At 40.2% G+C, this 16,525-nt stretch carries 14 protein-coding genes; 13 read left to right on the plus strand and 1 reads right to left on the minus strand.

Features of this window, described 5'->3' with window-relative positions; all coding sequences use genetic code 11:
* The first annotated feature begins 273 nt into the window (after nt 1–273).
* The 4 genes from PLH43_RS09300 (at nt 274) to yajC (ending at nt 4,798) form a co-directional block, all read left to right on the plus strand.
* The gene (locus tag PLH43_RS09300) at nt 274–1,983 is read left to right on the plus strand and encodes a SpoIID/LytB domain-containing protein (protein ID WP_324362379.1); all 1,710 of its coding nucleotides are present in this window, start codon (nt 274–276) and stop codon (nt 1,981–1,983) included.
* Nucleotides 1,984–2,254: 271 nt separating this feature from the next.
* Nucleotides 2,255–3,280 carry a tRNA preQ1(34) S-adenosylmethionine ribosyltransferase-isomerase QueA gene (queA, locus tag PLH43_RS09305; RefSeq protein WP_324362381.1) on the plus strand — a complete coding sequence of 342 codons (1,026 nt, stop codon included), beginning with the start codon at nt 2,255–2,257 and terminating at the stop codon, nt 3,278–3,280.
* A 28-nt stretch (nt 3,281–3,308) separates the two neighbouring features.
* Nucleotides 3,309–4,433 carry a tRNA guanosine(34) transglycosylase Tgt gene (gene tgt / locus PLH43_RS09310; protein ID WP_324362383.1) on the plus strand — a complete coding sequence of 375 codons (1,125 nt, stop codon included), beginning with the start codon at nt 3,309–3,311 and terminating at the stop codon, nt 4,431–4,433.
* Between the two features lie 65 nt (nt 4,434–4,498).
* Complete coding sequence (gene yajC, locus PLH43_RS09315; protein WP_324362385.1) at nt 4,499–4,798, plus strand: preprotein translocase subunit YajC; 300 nt, start codon at nt 4,499–4,501, stop codon at nt 4,796–4,798.
* A gap of 38 nt (nt 4,799–4,836) precedes the next feature.
* Here yajC and PLH43_RS09320 read toward each other — a convergent pair whose 3' ends face one another.
* Nucleotides 4,837–5,310, minus strand: a complete 474-nt coding sequence (locus tag PLH43_RS09320) for a hypothetical protein (RefSeq protein ID WP_324362387.1) — start codon at nt 5,308–5,310, stop codon at nt 4,837–4,839.
* A gap of 295 nt (nt 5,311–5,605) precedes the next feature.
* Here PLH43_RS09320 and PLH43_RS09325 point away from each other — a divergent pair, with 295 nt between their 5' ends.
* From PLH43_RS09325 to PLH43_RS09365, 9 genes are all read left to right on the plus strand, one after another.
* Entirely contained in the window at nt 5,606–6,016 is a 411-nt protein-coding gene (locus PLH43_RS09325) for a TIGR04086 family membrane protein (RefSeq protein ID WP_324362389.1), read from the plus strand.
* Nucleotides 6,017–6,287: 271 nt separating this feature from the next.
* Nucleotides 6,288–6,842 (plus strand): bifunctional pyr operon transcriptional regulator/uracil phosphoribosyltransferase PyrR, encoded by a 555-nt coding sequence (gene pyrR, locus PLH43_RS09330; protein WP_324362391.1) that lies wholly within the window; start codon nt 6,288–6,290, stop codon nt 6,840–6,842.
* 276 nt (nt 6,843–7,118) lie between these two features.
* The gene (locus PLH43_RS09335) at nt 7,119–8,057 is read left to right on the plus strand and encodes an aspartate carbamoyltransferase catalytic subunit (protein WP_324362393.1); all 939 of its coding nucleotides are present in this window, start codon (nt 7,119–7,121) and stop codon (nt 8,055–8,057) included.
* Nucleotides 8,041–9,327: a dihydroorotase gene (locus PLH43_RS09340; protein ID WP_324362395.1), complete on the plus strand. Its 1,287-nt coding sequence runs from the start codon at nt 8,041–8,043 to the stop codon at nt 9,325–9,327. Before PLH43_RS09335 ends, PLH43_RS09340 begins: the two co-directional genes overlap by 17 nt.
* Nucleotides 9,328–9,383: 56 nt before the next feature.
* The gene (pyrF, locus tag PLH43_RS09345) at nt 9,384–10,328 is read left to right on the plus strand and encodes an orotidine-5'-phosphate decarboxylase (RefSeq protein ID WP_324362406.1); all 945 of its coding nucleotides are present in this window, start codon (nt 9,384–9,386) and stop codon (nt 10,326–10,328) included.
* A 28-nt stretch (nt 10,329–10,356) separates the two neighbouring features.
* Nucleotides 10,357–11,430 (plus strand): carbamoyl phosphate synthase small subunit, encoded by a 1,074-nt coding sequence (locus PLH43_RS09350; protein ID WP_324362397.1) that lies wholly within the window; start codon nt 10,357–10,359, stop codon nt 11,428–11,430.
* A gap of 90 nt (nt 11,431–11,520) precedes the next feature.
* On the plus strand, nt 11,521–14,739 hold the full coding sequence (carB, locus tag PLH43_RS09355; RefSeq protein ID WP_324362400.1) for a carbamoyl-phosphate synthase large subunit: 3,219 nt from the start codon (nt 11,521–11,523) through the stop codon (nt 14,737–14,739).
* 12 nt (nt 14,740–14,751) lie between these two features.
* The gene (locus tag PLH43_RS09360; RefSeq protein WP_324362402.1) at nt 14,752–15,537 is read left to right on the plus strand and encodes a dihydroorotate dehydrogenase electron transfer subunit; all 786 of its coding nucleotides are present in this window, start codon (nt 14,752–14,754) and stop codon (nt 15,535–15,537) included.
* The gene (locus PLH43_RS09365; RefSeq protein ID WP_324362404.1) at nt 15,530–16,453 is read left to right on the plus strand and encodes a dihydroorotate dehydrogenase; all 924 of its coding nucleotides are present in this window, start codon (nt 15,530–15,532) and stop codon (nt 16,451–16,453) included. The genes PLH43_RS09360 and PLH43_RS09365 overlap by 8 nt, the downstream gene beginning before the upstream one ends.
* Nucleotides 16,454–16,525: the final 72 nt, after the last annotated feature.

Genomic DNA, 16,525 nt, shown 5'->3' on the forward strand with positions numbered 1-16,525 from the left:
TTCTATCATCTAAAATATTATATGTCAAATAATTTATTTTTGTCATTTTCATTTTAAAATTATTACATATAATAGAATATGTATATTTGCTATTTATATGCGCATTTATAAATTTTCTTCTAAGCTTTACAATTGTGTTACAAAGAAGGGAACCGAAGGCTTTTGTCGAATTATATAAGTAATATGGCGCATTTTACCCAATCCCCAAAATGCAATAAATATATGGCTTTACGCCTGAAAGCAAAAATACAAAAGACAAATGTGGAGGAGAATATGAAAGGTAGTTTTTGGTCAAAAGCTAAAGCAAAATCGATGGTATTTCGATTGATATTGATATCTTTAATTTATGTGTCGGTGCTGTTTGTGCAAGATTTTACTGTTTACGCATACCAAGGGATTCCCCAAAAGGTTCGGATCGGTCTTCTGTTTAACGATTCACAGACAGGTCAATATTCGGCAGTTTCAAGCTTTACAGTCGACAGCCAGAAAGGACTTCAGTTGGGGTACTTTTCTGAAGAGGGATTTGTCTGCCTTTTCAAGGAACCTTCCAAAGATGCAGTTACTGTAAGAAAGGATGCTTTTTTTGCAAAAGGAAGCAGCGGACTTACCGAATTTGACCCTTCTTCAGGGAAAATCCCTTCGGGAGAGATAATTGGTGCTTATCATATAAAAATAGGCAAGGATTATAAAGATTATAATTCTCTTTACAAAGAGCTTGTTGAAGTCAAGCAAAAAGGTGTGGATGCCTATCCGGCATATGATGACGGTTGGCAGATTTGGACAGGTTTTTACCTTGACGAAAACGAGGCACAGACGGCGATAACGAAGAATATAGACCCGGCTTTAGGAACCGGCGATTATAGTGTTGTGTCTCCGTCTGCATCAAGGATAACTGTTTTGTCAAAGGACGGACAGCCAATCCTTGTGTTTGATTCAATATACTATGCCTTTGGTGTACAGCCTGAAGTTGAAGATGGGACCGGCGTTTTAAGAATAAATGGAGATGACAAAAGTAGATATCGCGGTGGGCTTGAAGTTTTAAGACTCTCCGGAAGTGATATGACAGTAATTAATGTAATCAATATTGAACAATATCTGTATGGGGTTGTACCCTACGAAATACAGGCAAGCTCCCATCCGGAAGCACTTAAAGCCCAGGCTGTTGCGGCGAGAACCTATACTGTGAACAACTTGAACAAATACAAAAGGCTGCAGTTTGATTTGTGTCCCACTGTGTATTCTCAAGTGTATAAGGGCTTTGACGGAGAAGCGGCATCAACAAATAAAGCTGTTGACGATACGAAGGGAAAGATAGTTACATACAACGGAAAGCCTGCTTCGGTATTCTATTTCAGCTCCAGCGGGGGCAGAACCGAAGATGTAAGGAATGTTTGGGGAAGTGAAGGATATCCGTATCTTGTAAGCGTTGAAGACAAATATGAGTCCGGAGATTCGTGGCATTACAATTGGGAGGTTTCGTTTACGGCACAGAAGATAAAGCAGATAATGACAGATCGGGGCTTAAAGTTGGGAGACATACTGGGAATTTATATAACAAAGAGGTCCGAAGCGGGAAGAGCAACCGAGGTGATAGTCAAGGGAAGTCAAGGTGAGAAGGTATATACAAACAGTTCCACAAGAAGCTTTTTAAGCCTTGACAGCCAATGGTATGAAATTACCACGGATGCAGATATATTTGTAAACGGAAATGGCGATGAGCCGGTTATGACACAGCTTGGCGGGAAAAAGGTGATGACGGCTTCGGGATTGAAAACCGTAAACTCAACAAACGGCAAGGTAAATGTTGTCAATTCAAATGGTACGAAGGTTGTTCCTTTGATTCCGACAAACTATATCTTTAAAGGGAAAGGATGGGGCCATAGCGTAGGTATGAGTCAGGAAGGTGCCAAGGGTATGGCTAAGGCCGGATTTACTTACGAGGAAATATTGACCCATTATTTTCCGGGAACCAAAGTTGAATAAATCTGCTTTTGGGTAATGCTTTTGAATAATAGTTTTTAGATACTACTCCGGAATGTTTTCCGGAGTTTTTATATTGCTTTATGCAGTTTTTTGCATTTGAACCTTGCATGAAAGAAGGATTTAATGTATTATTCTATATAAATCGCATAAAATATCATAAAACAACTATGTAATTAAATTATGTAATTGGACTGTGGAGATAAATTACTATATTACTAATTGAAATAAACATATTGCGAAATAAAAATATATGAAACGGTGTTAATTTATTATGAAGGTTAGTGATTTTTACTATGATTTGCCGCAAGAATTGATTGCGCAGGAGCCTATCGCCAAAAGGGATATGTCAAGGCTTATGGTTCTCGACAAAGAAACGGGAGAGATTTGCCATAAGCAGTTTAAGGATATTGTAGAGTACATAAACAAAGGTGATTGCCTGGTTTTAAATGACACCAGGGTTATCCCCGCAAGACTTTTAGGAGAAAAGGAAGGAACAGGGGGTAAAATTGAGTTCGTCCTTTTAAAAAAGATTAACGGAGATGTCTGGGAAGTTATTTTAAAGCCGGGAAAAAAGGCAAAACCGGGGGCGAGGTTTGTATTTGGAAATGGCGAGCTTAAGGCGGAGGTCATTGAGATAATTGAAGAAGGAAACAGACTTGTAAGATTTGAGTATCACGGCATTTTTGAAGAGATTCTTGACAGGGTTGGTATTGTACCGCTGCCCCCTTATATAACAAAAAAGTTGGATGATGCGGAAAGATACCAGACTGTTTATTCAAAATACAGGGGCTCTGCCGCAGCTCCCACTGCAGGGCTTCACTTTACTGTGGAGCTTTTGGATGAATTGGCAAGCCGGGGCGTAAATATTGCTTATGTGACGCTTCATGTGGGACTTGGCACATTCAGACCGGTGAAGGCTGAAACCTTGGAAGAGCACAAAATGCACAGTGAGTTTTACCGGATAAATGAAGAGGACTGCAAGAAGATAAATACTGCAAAGGAAAACGGCTGCAAGGTAATAGCGGTGGGGACCACGAGTTGCAGGGTGCTTGAAACGGTAGGAGATGAAAAAGGAAATGTAAAGCCCCAAAGCGGGTGGACTGATATTTTTATTTACCCGGGATACAAGTTTAAAGTGGTGGATTCGTTGATAACCAATTTCCACCTGCCGGAATCCACACTTATTATGCTTGTGAGTGCTCTGGCAGGGCGTGAAAAGATATTGGAGGCTTATAATGTTGCCGTCAGCGAAAGGTACAGGTTTTTCAGCTTCGGTGACGCCATGTTTATAAAGTAAATATTAATGGTAAGGAACGATAAAAGATATGAGTGCAATAAGATATGAATTAATAAAAAAGTGCAAACAATCAGGTGCCCGGCTGGGTAGAGTATACACTCCTCACGGGTATTTTGACACTCCGGCTTTTATGCCGGTGGGAACGCAGGCAACCGTTAAAGGTATGTCTCCGGATGAAATGAAGGAAATTGAGGCACAGATAATATTGAGCAATACTTATCACCTTCATATGAGGCCCGGAGAGGATATTGTGAAAGAGGCCGGGGGCCTTCACGGCTTTATGAATTGGGACAGGCCGATTCTTACTGACAGCGGAGGCTTTCAGGTTTTCAGTCTCAGCGATTTGAGGGATATCAAGGAAGAAGGTGTGACTTTCAAGTCGCATATTGACGGTTCTAAGCATTTTATTTCTCCCGAGATGTCCATAAAGATTCAAAATGATCTTGGGGCCGATATCATAATGGCTTTTGATGAATGTATTCCGTATCCTGCGGATTACAGCTATGCCAAGAATTCATTGGAGAGAACCACCCGGTGGGCAGAAAGATGCAAAAAGGCTCATCAGAACCCGGAAAAACAAGCTCTTTTCGGGATTGTCCAGGGAGGAATGTATAAGGATTTGAGAAAGCAGAGTGCCTATGAATTGCTGGAACTGGACTTCCCGGGATATGCCATTGGGGGGCTTAGTGTGGGGGAACCTGCGGAAGAAATGTATGAGATGCTGGATGTTACAGTTCCGCTGCTTCCCGAGGACAAGCCAAGGTATTTGATGGGAGTGGGAAGCCCCGACTACCTGATTGAAGGAGCGATAAGGGGAGTTGATATGTTTGACTGTGTACTTCCCACAAGAATCGGAAGAAACGGTACGGTTATGACCGGCAGGGGCAGAATGATAGTAAGAGATGCGGTCTATGCACGAGACTTTAATCCCATAGACCCGGAATGTGACTGTTATGCCTGCAGGAATTTTACCCGCGCATATATAAGGCATCTTTTAAAAAGCGGGGAAGTTCTCGGAATAAGGCTTACCACATGGCATAATCTGAGATTTTTAATTAACCTTATGAAAAACGTAAGGCAGGCTATAATGGAAGACAGGCTTTTGGACTTTAGGGATGAGTTTTTCAATAATTTCGGATACAAAAAAATTTGACAGTAAAATTTGATTTAACAATATAGGCAGCAACAAGACAATAAAAAATTGAGAGGAGGTTTCATATGCCGCAAGAAGGAGGAGCAGGTATCCAGGAGCTTATAGGTGCGTTGATTGTGCCCGTGGCTTTTATTGTCATCATGTATTTGATGGTAATTTTACCCCAGAAAAAGAGGGACAAGAAGCACTCAGAAATGCTTCAAGCACTTAAGACTGGAGATAATATTGTTACAACCGGAGGAATTATCGGAAAGATAATAAATATCAAGGATGATGAAGTAACTATCGAGACCAGCGTTGAAAGAACGCAGATAAAAATTTTAAGAGCGGCTATAAGCAGAGTTGTAGAATCCAGTGAAGCGTAAAATACATAGCTATTTTCTGTTGTTTGAAAAAGGGTAGCCTAATGGCTACCCTCATAAACATAGTTTTTAAAAGTGTAGTTCATGCCTGAATTGTTGTCCCAGTTGTCGTTATCATCTTTAAATGCCATATTAATGTTACCTGTCCTGTTTACCGGAAATAACAATTCATACTTTTGATCGCCTATCTTGCGCATGGTATAGGATTCGACATCTTCCCAGGCAAGGTTGTTTCCGTAACCGATTACTGCATACAAATTCTCAGGATTATTTTTGGCCAGAATACCGCTGTATACCAGTCGAAATACATTTCTGGCGTCTTGAATTTCAACTCCGTTGTTTGAATAAGAATTATTGGCTTCATACATATTATTTCCGTAAGGTTCCGTTGTCATGTCCAGCGAGAACTCTTCGCTAAACGGCTGGAACTTTTTCACCTTGTTTTGAGCCGCATCAGCATTGTTATCCGAGTCGGCGCTGCTTTGTGTATTGAATAAAAAATCAAAAAATCCCATAATTGAACCTCCAGTTTTATCGATTCTTACTTCGCATTTTACTGCCCTAATTTAAAAAGCAATAATATTCTGGAGCTTTTCATATATAGTTTAATCAATTTGAACGACATTTATTTTATTAATTATAGTGTATGGTGTTTTTATATTCTATGTATACCAGAATAAGTTTTTATATTTTCATAAAATATCGAAAAGATAAAATTTAAGTTAATTTTAAATTATTTGCTTTATTGGTTCTAACTTTTGAACAAACATAATAGATTGTAGTATAAAAAACATCTATTGGGGGGTTTTTATGATTAACAAGACTGGTCAGGCGGCGAAGAATATTTTAAGTGGACACACAAATGTTATTACAATTATAAAGGGAATATTAATATCATATTTATTTACACTGCCAATGTTCGCTATTTTTGCATATTTTCTAAGATTTACTGATTTTCCTCTAAAATATATGTCCACTGCAGTTATAATTACCACATTGCTCAGTATAGTGATAGCGGGATGGATATCCGCCAAAAATGTAAAAAGCAAGGGATGGCTTAACGGAGCAATAGTGGGATTTATATATATGCTGATTTTATATTTGATAAGCAGCATAGTTTACAGGGATTTTGCCGTAAACAGTTATGTATTGATATTGCTTGCCATCGGAGTGTTGTCGGGAAGTATAGGCGGTATACTGGGCATTAATTTAAAAAGATGATACAGTGATAGAAGGAAAAAATAGAATGAAAAATAAAAAATATAATAATAAATGTATGGACAATTGACTTTTGATGTGTTAACATTAGATAGAATTAAATAATAAACCTTTAATTAAGTCCAGAGAGACTCAGAAGGTAAGATATTTTGTTGAATAGTATACGATGGTTCTATACGTTTATTGTCATGTAGCTTCTTGCCGACTGGTAAGAAGCTTTTTTAGAGTGTTTTATAAATAATATATAAAAAAGTATAGTATCGGAGTGTTAAAAATGATTGATAAAGCTGAAATAATGGATGAAAGCGGAATTGTGAGAGCTGTAACCAGAATAGCCCATGAAATTATTGAGAAGAATAAGGGTGTTGAGAATGTTGCTTTAATCGGCATTCAAAGGCGTGGTGTGCCTCTTGCAAGGATGATTGCCGAGAAGATTAGAGGTGTGGAGGGAAAGAGTGTGCCGGTAGGCATTCTCGATATAACACTTTACAGAGATGATTTAAGCATGCTTTCCGAACATCCGATAATAAACGGCACAGAAATAGACTTTCCGATAAATGACAAAAAAATAGTTCTTGTTGACGATGTGTTGTATACGGGAAGGACAGTAAGGGCGGCTATTGATGCGCTGATGGATTCGGGAAGACCCAAGATGGTTCAGCTTGCGGTACTCATTGACAGAGGCCACAGGGAACTTCCGATACGACCGGATTATGTAGGAAAGAATGTTCCGACCTCCAAGTTTGAAGTGGTAAATGTAAAGCTTGCCGAGATTGACGGAGTAACTTGCGTGACAATAAGTGATATAGAAAAAGGTATAAGTCATTAGGGGAATATAAATTTTAAGGTTTCAAGGGAAGGGTACGATTTATGAAAAACTGTAAAAGCATTATTAATAATATTAATAATAAAGTAAAAGCCAAGCAAAAATATGTGCTATTATTCCCATTTTTAAATATGAAGCCTTTACAATTTGTTCAGATAAAAATACAGTATTTTTTAAAAAATAGTAAGGAATTCCACTATCCTTACTATTTTTTTGAGGACATTTGATACTAATAATATTAATTAATATAAATAGTTTATTTTAGAGTGAGGTGTAAAAATGACTTTAAAATCAAAAGACCTCTTAGGACTTAAGGATTTGACGGCAGAAGAAATACAATACATTTTAAATACCGCAAAAACAATGAAGGTTATCCTTTTGTCAAAAAACAAGAAAGCTCCTCATTTGCAGGGAAAATCAATAATTACCCTGTTTTATGAGAACAGCACAAGGACAAGATTGTCCTTCGAACTTGCTTCAAAATACTTGAGTGCAAGTGCTGCCAACATTTCTGTGGCAAGCAGCAGTGTAGCCAAAGGTGAAACACTTATAGATACCGGAAAAACCATTGACATGATGGGTGCGGATGTAATCATAATCAGGCATTCCATGTCGGGAGCGCCTCATCTTCTTGCGAAGAACGTAAACGCATCGGTAATAAATGCCGGTGATGGTATGAATGAGCATCCAACCCAGGCACTTCTCGATATGTTTACCATAATCGAGAAAAAAGGAAGTCTTAAGGGGCTGAAGGTTGCCATAATCGGTGATATATATCACAGCAGAGTGGCAAGAAGCAACATCTGGGGTATGACAAAGCTTGGCGCCGAAGTAAGTGTTGCCGGGCCTTCCACTCTGATACCTCCGGAATTGGATAAGACCGGTGTGAAGGTATTTACCACCGTTCAGGAGGCATTGATTGATGCAGATGTGGTAATGGGACTTAGAATTCAAAAGGAAAGACAGAAAAGCGGCTTGTTTCCGAGCTTAAGAGAATATTCGAGATTCTTCGGATTGGATGAAAAACGATTGAAGCTTGCAAAAGAGGATGCTCTGATATTGCATCCGGGACCGGTCAACAGAGGTGTGGAATTGCCGTCATCGGTAATCGACTCTGACAGGTCGTTTATAAACGAGCAGGTTACTAATGGAGTTGCTGTGAGAATGGCTCTTCTTTATCTTTTAACAAGGAGGGATAGCGGTGAGAGTATTAATTAAAGGCGGACATGTTGTCGACACCAAAACCAATACAAACGAAGTAAAAGATATTTTGATTGAAGACGGGATAATAACCGAGACGGGTAAAGATATAGAGATTTCAAACGGAGACATAATCTATGCCGAGGGCAAGCTGGTACTGCCGGGGCTGGTGGATGCCCACTGTCATCTGAGGGACCCGGGTTTTGAATACAAGGAAGACATAGAGACCGGAACTATGAGCGCTGCAATGGGAGGGTTTACTTCCATAGCATGCATGCCCAATACAGATCCTGTTTGCGATAATGAGACTATAGTGAAATATATTATAAACAAGGCAAAACAGGAAGGGGTTGTTAATGTATATCCCATAGGGGCGATATCCAAAGGACAAAAGGGTGAAGAGCTTTCGGAGATAGGTGAGCTGAAATTTGCCGGAGCTGTGGCAATTTCCGATGACGGAAGGCCGGTAAAAAGTTCTGCTCTTATGAAGAGGGCTTTGGAATACTCAGCCATGTTTGATATAGCAGTAATATCCCATTGTGAGGACTTGGATATTGCAGACGGCGGTGTAATGAACGAGGGATATTGGTCTACGGTTATGGGCCTTAAAGGCATACCTTCGGCTGCTGAAGAAATAATGGTGGCAAGGGATATTATACTGTCGGAATATACAAAGGTTCCGATACACATAGCCCATGTGAGCACCGAGCTTTCGGTGGATCTTATAAGGAATGCCAAAAAACGCGGGGTAAAAGTGACCTGTGAGACTTGTCCTCATTACTTTGTTCTTACAGATGAGGCTTGCAAAGATTTTAACACTCTTGCAAAAGTTAATCCTCCGCTAAGGACGAGAAGAGATGTGGAGGCCGTGATTGAAGGATTAAAAGACGGCACAATTGACATAATTGCAACAGACCATGCACCGCACCACAATGATGAGAAAAATGTTGAATTCAATTTAGCCGCAAACGGCATGGTTGGTTTTGAGACAGCATTGCCGCTGGCAATAACCTATCTTGTAAAACCAGGACATCTCACAATCGGCCAACTGGTTGAAAAGATGTGCGTAAATCCTTCGAAGCTTCTCGGTATCAACAAAGGTACGCTGGAGATAGGCAGGAGTGCGGATATAACTATTATTGACATAAATGAAGAATTTGTTGTGGACGTAAGCAACTTCAAATCAAAAAGCAAGAACTCACCTTTCAATGGGTTCAAGCTAAATGGAAGCGTATATTATACCTTGGTGGGCGGCAATGCCGTTGTAAGAGAAAAGGTACTTTTATAATATAAGAGTTTTTCACTAACAATATTTTGAATTAGCTATATAAGGAGAATGAAATGATGTTTGTTGATATATTGATTGAAAAGATTAAAGAAAAAAACAATCCTTCCGTTGTAGGTTTGGACCCGAAAATTGAGTATGTACCTTCTTTCATAAAAGAAGATATGTATAAGCAATATGGGAAGAATTCAAAAGGAGCGGCGCAGGCAATTCTTCTCTTTAATAAATATATAATTGACGCGGTTTATGATATTGTGCCTGCGGTAAAACCCCAGCTTGCATATTACGAAATGTATGGTCTGGAAGGCATGAAGGCGTTTTATGAAACTTGTAAATATGCAAAGGAAAAGGGACTTTTGGTTATTGCCGACGGTAAAAGAAACGATATCGGTTCTACTGCCCAGTGCTATTCTTCGGCATATCTTGGCAGAACAGACATTGATGAAGGTGTAAGTGAAGCTGTTTTTGATGCGGATGCACTTACGGTAAATCCCTATCTTGGTGTGGATGGAATAAAGCCTTTCATAGATGACTGTATTAAATACGACAAGGGCATATTTGTGCTGGTGAAGACATCAAACAAGTCATCCGGCCAGATTCAGGATATACTCACACAAGAAGGCAAAAGTATTTATGAGGTTGTTGCAGAGCTTGTTGAATCATGGGGAGCAAGCAGAAAAGGAAAATACGGATACAGCAGCATAGGAGCAGTGGTTGGAGCAACTTATCCCAACCAGGCAAAAATCCTAAGAAAGATTTTAAAAAGTGCCTATATATTGGTTCCGGGTTATGGAGCTCAGGGCGGAACAGCCAGAGATGTAGTCCATAGCTTTAATTATGACGGTCTTGGAGCAATTGTCAATGCATCAAGAAGCATAATGTGTGCTTATAAGTCTGAACAATGGAAAGATATTTACAGCGAAGAAAAGTTTTACGAAGCATCAAGAGCTGAGGCAATAAGGATGAGGGAAGATATTAACGGCGCGCTAAGTGATATGAAGTAATTTGATTTTAGAATACGGGGTGATATATATGAAAGCTATTCTTGCACTTGAAGACGGCACAATTTTTCACGGCGAAAGTTTCGGGGCTGAGGGAGAAGTAATCGGAGAAATTGTTTTTAATACCGGAATGACGGGCTATCAGGAGGTTTTGACAGATCCGTCCTATTGCGGCCAGATTGTAGCAATGACCTATCCTTTGATAGGAAATTACGGGGTAAATAATGAAGATATAGAGTCGGAAAAACCCCAGGTAAAGGGCTTTATTGTAAGGGAACTTTGCCAGACTCCAAGCAATTGGAGGTCCGAAGAGACGTTAAACAATTATCTAAAAAAGAATAACATAATAGGAATTGAAAAAATCGACACGAGGGCTCTTACCAGAATTTTGAGAGAAAAGGGTACAATGAAAGGATTAATTACAACAGACCCGGATTTCAATTTTGATGAGAAAATTGATGAAATAAAAGCTTATGTTATAAAGGATCCGGTTATGTGTGTTACAACAAGGGAAGTCTTGCACTATAAAGGTGACGGATTTAAAGTTGCATTGATAGATTTGGGCTTGAAGAAAAATATTGTGCGCTCCCTTCTAAAAAGAGGATGTGATGTGCATGTTTTTCCTGCCGACTCTAAAGCAGAGGACATCCTTGCAATTAATCCTGACGGAATAATGCTTTCAAACGGACCAGGGGACCCTAAAGATTGTGTTTATACCATTGAAACAATAAAGAAGCTTATGGGCAAAAAACCCATGTTTGGAATATGCCTTGGACATCAGCTGACAGCCCTTGCAAACGGTGCCGATACAGAAAAACTGAAATACGGTCACAGAGGAGCAAATCATCCTGTGAAGGATGTCGAAAAGGATTTGACTTATATTACTTCTCAAAATCATGGATACACTATTGTTGAGTCATCCATGGACAAAGCGAGAATGGTAGTAAGTCACAGAAATATGAATGACGGCACTGTAGAGGGTGTAAGGTACAAGGATGTGCCGGTGTTTACCGTGCAGTTCCATCCGGAGGCTTCGCCCGGTCCCGAGGATACGGCTTATCTCTTTGACGAGTTTATTGATATGATGAAAAGAAATTCTTTATAGAATTGCATAAAAGCCTTAGTTTGACAACTTCAATGCTTTATTTAGGTGATTATTGACGGAACAAGATTTAATATATGAGGGGGAAATTAAATGCCAAAAAGGGATGATGTAAAAAAGGTCCTGGTTATTGGCTCGGGGCCTATTGTAATCGGTCAGGCGGCAGAGTTTGACTACGCAGGGACTCAGGCCTGCAGGGCTTTAAAAGAAGAAAATATAGAGGTGGTGCTGGTTAACAGCAACCCTGCCACAATCATGACAGATACCAATATAGCTGATAAAGTATATATTGAGCCTCTTACAGTAGAGGTTGTAAAGAACATTATAATAAAAGAAAAACCGGATAGCATACTTCCTACTTTGGGGGGACAGACGGGACTTAATCTTGCTATGGAGCTTGCAGAGTCAGGTTTTTTGAGGGAACATGGCGTAAAACTTTTGGGAACGGCTACCGAAGCGATAAAAATGGCCGAGGACCGGCAGGCATTTAAAGACACCATGGAAAGAATAGGAGAACCCTGTATTGCCAGCAAGGTGGTAAATACAATTGAGGATGCACTGGATTTTGCAAGGGAAATCGGATATCCCGTTATTGTACGCCCTGCCTATACTTTGGGAGGAACCGGCGGAGGTATTGTGTACAATGATGAAGAACTAAAAGAGATTGGCTCTAATGGTTTAAGGCTCAGCAGGGTACATCAGGTTCTTATCGAGAAATGTATCTCGGGATGGAAAGAAATTGAGTATGAGGTTATGCGCGACAGCAAGGGTAATGTAATTACCGTATGCAATATGGAAAATATTGACCCGGTAGGAGTTCATACCGGAGACAGTATAGTTGTCGCTCCTTCTCAAACCCTTGCGGACAGAGAATATCAGATGCTTCGCTCCGCAGCATTAAAGATAATATCGGCATTGGGCATAGAGGGAGGATGTAATGTCCAGTTTGCTCTAAATCCCAACAGCTTTGAATATGCGGTAATCGAGGTTAATCCAAGGGTTAGCCGTTCGTCGGCATTGGCATCAAAGGCAACAGGCTATCCCATCGCAAAAGTTGCTTCAAAGATAGCTATAGGCTATGGTCTTGATGAAATTAAAAATGCGGTAACAGGAAAGACCTATGCATGCTTTGAGCCTACTTTGGACTATGTTGTGCTCAAGATACCGAAATGGCCTTTTGACAAGTTTGTAAAGGCAAAAAGAACTTTAGGAACGCAGATGAAAGCTACCGGTGAAGTAATGGCGATAAGCAGCTCCTTTGAAGGAGCCCTGATGAAGGCGCTAAGATCCCTGGAACTGGGTATTTTCACACTTGAGCAGGATATTTACAAAAAGTTCAGCGATGAGGAAATAAGGGAAAAGATAAAGGATGTAAATGATGAAAGACTTCTTGTTATTGCTGAGGGAATTAGAAGAGGTATAACAGTAGAGGAAATTAACGATATTACAAAGATAGATTTGTTCTTCTTAAACAAAATCAAAAAGCTGGTTCTTATGGAAGAGAAGTTAAAGACCATGAAGCTTTCGGATTTTGATGAAGAAAGCTTAAGAACGGTTAAAAAGATGGGCTTTACCGACGCAGTTATAGCAAACTATATTGGCTGCGACAAAAATGAAGTTACAGCAAAAAGAAAAGAGCTTGGCATTCGTGCCGTTTATAAAATGGTTGATACCTGTGCAGCAGAATTTGAGGCTATGACACCTTATTATTATTCCACCTATGACGAATGCTGCGAAGTGAAAAAATCGGATAAGAAAAAGGTTTTGGTAATAGGCTCGGGTCCTATAAGGATAGGACAGGGTATTGAGTTTGACTACTGCTCGGTTCACTCGGTATGGGGATTAAAACAAGAAGGCTATGAAACTATAATAGCCAACAACAATCCCGAGACAGTAAGTACTGACTTTGACACAGCGGATAGGCTGTACTTTGAACCGTTGACTCCTGAGGATGTGGAGAACATTGTGGAGAAAGAAGGAGTTGAAGGAGCAATTGTACAGTTTGGCGGACAGACAGCTATTAAACTTACAAAGGCCCTTGTAGAAATGGGAGTAAAGGTTTTCGGAACAGAGCCCAAATATATTGATGCAGCCGAAGACCGTGAGAAATTTGATGAAATTTTAGAAGAGCTCGGCATTCCAAGGCCTCAAGGAAAGACAATATTTACCCTTGACGAAGCTTTGAAGGCTGCAAATGAGTTGGGCTACCCCGTGCTGGTAAGACCGTCGTATGTACTTGGCGGCCAAGGTATGGAAATAGCTTACAGCGACAAAGATGTAATAGAATTTATGGAGATTATAAACAGGGTAAAGCAGGAGCATCCAATCCTCATAGACAAATATATGATGGGTAAAGAAATTGAAGTTGATGCCATATGCGACGGGGAGGATATTTTGATACCCGGTATAATGGAGCACCTGGAAAGAGCCGGTGTTCACTCCGGAGACAGCATATCTGTGTATCCGACTCAGACAATAGAAGAAAAGCTTAAGGAAAAGATTGCGGATTATACCCAAAAGCTTGCCAAAGCACTAAGGGTTGTCGGTTTGATTAACATACAGTATGTATATTATAATAATGAGCTTTATGTAATAGAGGTTAACCCGCGTTCAAGCCGTACCGTTCCGTATATTAGCAAGGTAACGGGAATACCTATGGTGAATATTGCCACGAGAATAATGATGGGCAAGAAGCTCAAAGATTTCAACTATGGAACGGGACTTTACAGAGAATCGGAGTATGTAGCCATAAAGGTTCCGGTATTCTCCTTTGAAAAGCTTCATGATGTTGACACAAGCTTAGGACCTGAAATGAAGTCCACCGGTGAAGTTTTGGGTATAGCAAAAACCTTCCCCGATGCACTGTACAAGGGAATTATTGCAACAGGAATCAAGCTTCCTAAAAAAGGCGGAGCAATACTGATGACCGTAAGGGATACTGACAAGCCGGAGCTTATACACCTGGCAGAAGAGTTTGAGAAGCTGGGATTTGAGCTTTATGCCACAGGTAAAACCGCCAATATGCTAAACAACCAGGGAATTGCCACCAATGCCGTGAAAAAAATCGGCGAGGGTGAACCGAACCTTCTGAATCTGATTGAGTCGGGCAAAATTAGTCTCATAATTAATACTCCTACAAAGGGAAGACAACCCGAAAGGGACGGATTTAAAATTAGACGAAAAGCTGTTGAAATGTCAATTCCTTGTCTTACATCCCTTGATACTGCAAGAGCGGTATTGGAGTGTATAAAACTCGGAAAAGACGAAAAAGAGCTTGGAGTTTTGGATTTGAGTGTATTTGATAACAAATAATCGGAGGATGCCATGTCCAAGGTGTTGAAGGAAAAAATAGAGAGTATTGAGAAAATAGCAAAATCAATTTATAAAATGACTGTTAAATCTGAATATATATCTGAAAATGCCCGTCCGGGGCAGTTTGTAAACGTAAAATGCTGTGAAGGGTTAAACGCACTTCTAAGAAGGCCGATAAGCATATGCAGCGTTGACAGGGAACGGGGAACATTTGATATTGTATTTCAAATAAAGGGAATCGGCACCGAATACCTGTCCCAAAAACAAGCGGGGAGCGAAGTGGATTTGATAGGCCCTTTGGGAAAACCGTTCCATGTATCCGACCAATACAAGCGTATTGCCGTGGTAGGGGGAGGGATAGGTATATTCCCCCTGCTATACCTGTTAAAAGAGATGAAAGATGCTGACAAGTCTGCTTTTTTAGGGTTTAGAAGCAGTGATTATGTGGTATTGACCGATGAGTTTGAAGCTGCCGCCGATAAACTTTCCATATCTACAGATGACGGAAGCGTGGGCTACAAAGGACTAGTTACCGATCTTCTTGACAAGGATATTGCTGAAAAGGGATTTGACATTATTTACACCTGCGGTCCTTTACCGATGATTAGAAAGGTAAAAGATATGGCCCAAAAGGCCGGCATCAAATGCCAGGTGTCCTTGGAGCAGAGAATGGGATGCGGGATTGGAGCATGTCTTGTGTGTGCGTGCAAAACCGGAAAACCGGATAATTGGGAATACAGCCATGTTTGTAAAGATGGGCCTGTTTTCTGGAGTGATGAGGTGATTTTGGATGACTGAAAAAACTGTTGATTTAAGTGTTGATATTGCAGGTTTGAAGCTTAAAAATCCCGTTATCGGAGCTTCCGGAACTTTCGGATTCGGTAGGGAGTTTGCCGATTATATGGATTTAAATAAGATTGGAGGAATATCGGTAAAGGGACTTACCCTGGAAAAAAGGCAGGGAAACAGGCCGCCCAGGATTGCCGAAACTCCGGCCGGTATTCTCAACAGCGTGGGGCTTCAGAATCCGGGTGTTAAAGCTTTTATAGAAGATGAGATTCCTTTTTTGAGAAAATACGATACAAAAATAATTGCCAATATTGCGGGCAATACTATAGAAGATTACTGCGAAATGGCAGCTCAATTGTCGGATGCGGATATTGATGCCATAGAGCTTAATGTCTCCTGTCCCAATGTAAAAAAAGGATGTGTTGCTTTTGGAAATTCTCCGGGAGGGATAAGCGAGATTACAAGCAAAGTGAAAAAATACTGCAAAAAACCGCTTATAGTCAAGCTTACTCCAAATGTAACCGATATTAAAGAAATAGCTGTTGCCGCAGAAGAAGCGGGAGCTGATGCCCTCTCCCTTATAAACACAATTTTAGGTATGGCCATTGACATACACAAAAAAAGACCTATACTGGCCAACAATATGGGTGGCCTTTCCGGTCCGGCGGTAAAACCCATTGCAGTGAGAATGGTCTATGAGGTTGCAAGCGTTGTTAAAATACCCGTTATCGGAATGGGTGGAATATCAAGCGGTGAGGATGCGGTGGAATTCATGCTGGCGGGAGCAAGCGCAGTAATGGTGGGAACAGCCAATTTTATAAATCCTACTGCCTGTTATGATGTTGTCGAAGGAATAGAAAATTACCTCAGAATGTATAACCACGGCAGTGTTTATGAAATAATAGGAAAGTTACAACTTAATTGATAAAATGATATAATATTATATATTGATTGTCCCACAAAAAGCTAGAAAATATAAACAAATAGAGCAAAATAT

It is taken from the genome of Acetivibrio sp. (genome assembly GCF_035371925.1).
GTDB lineage: Bacteria > Bacillota > Clostridia > Acetivibrionales > Acetivibrionaceae > Hungateiclostridium.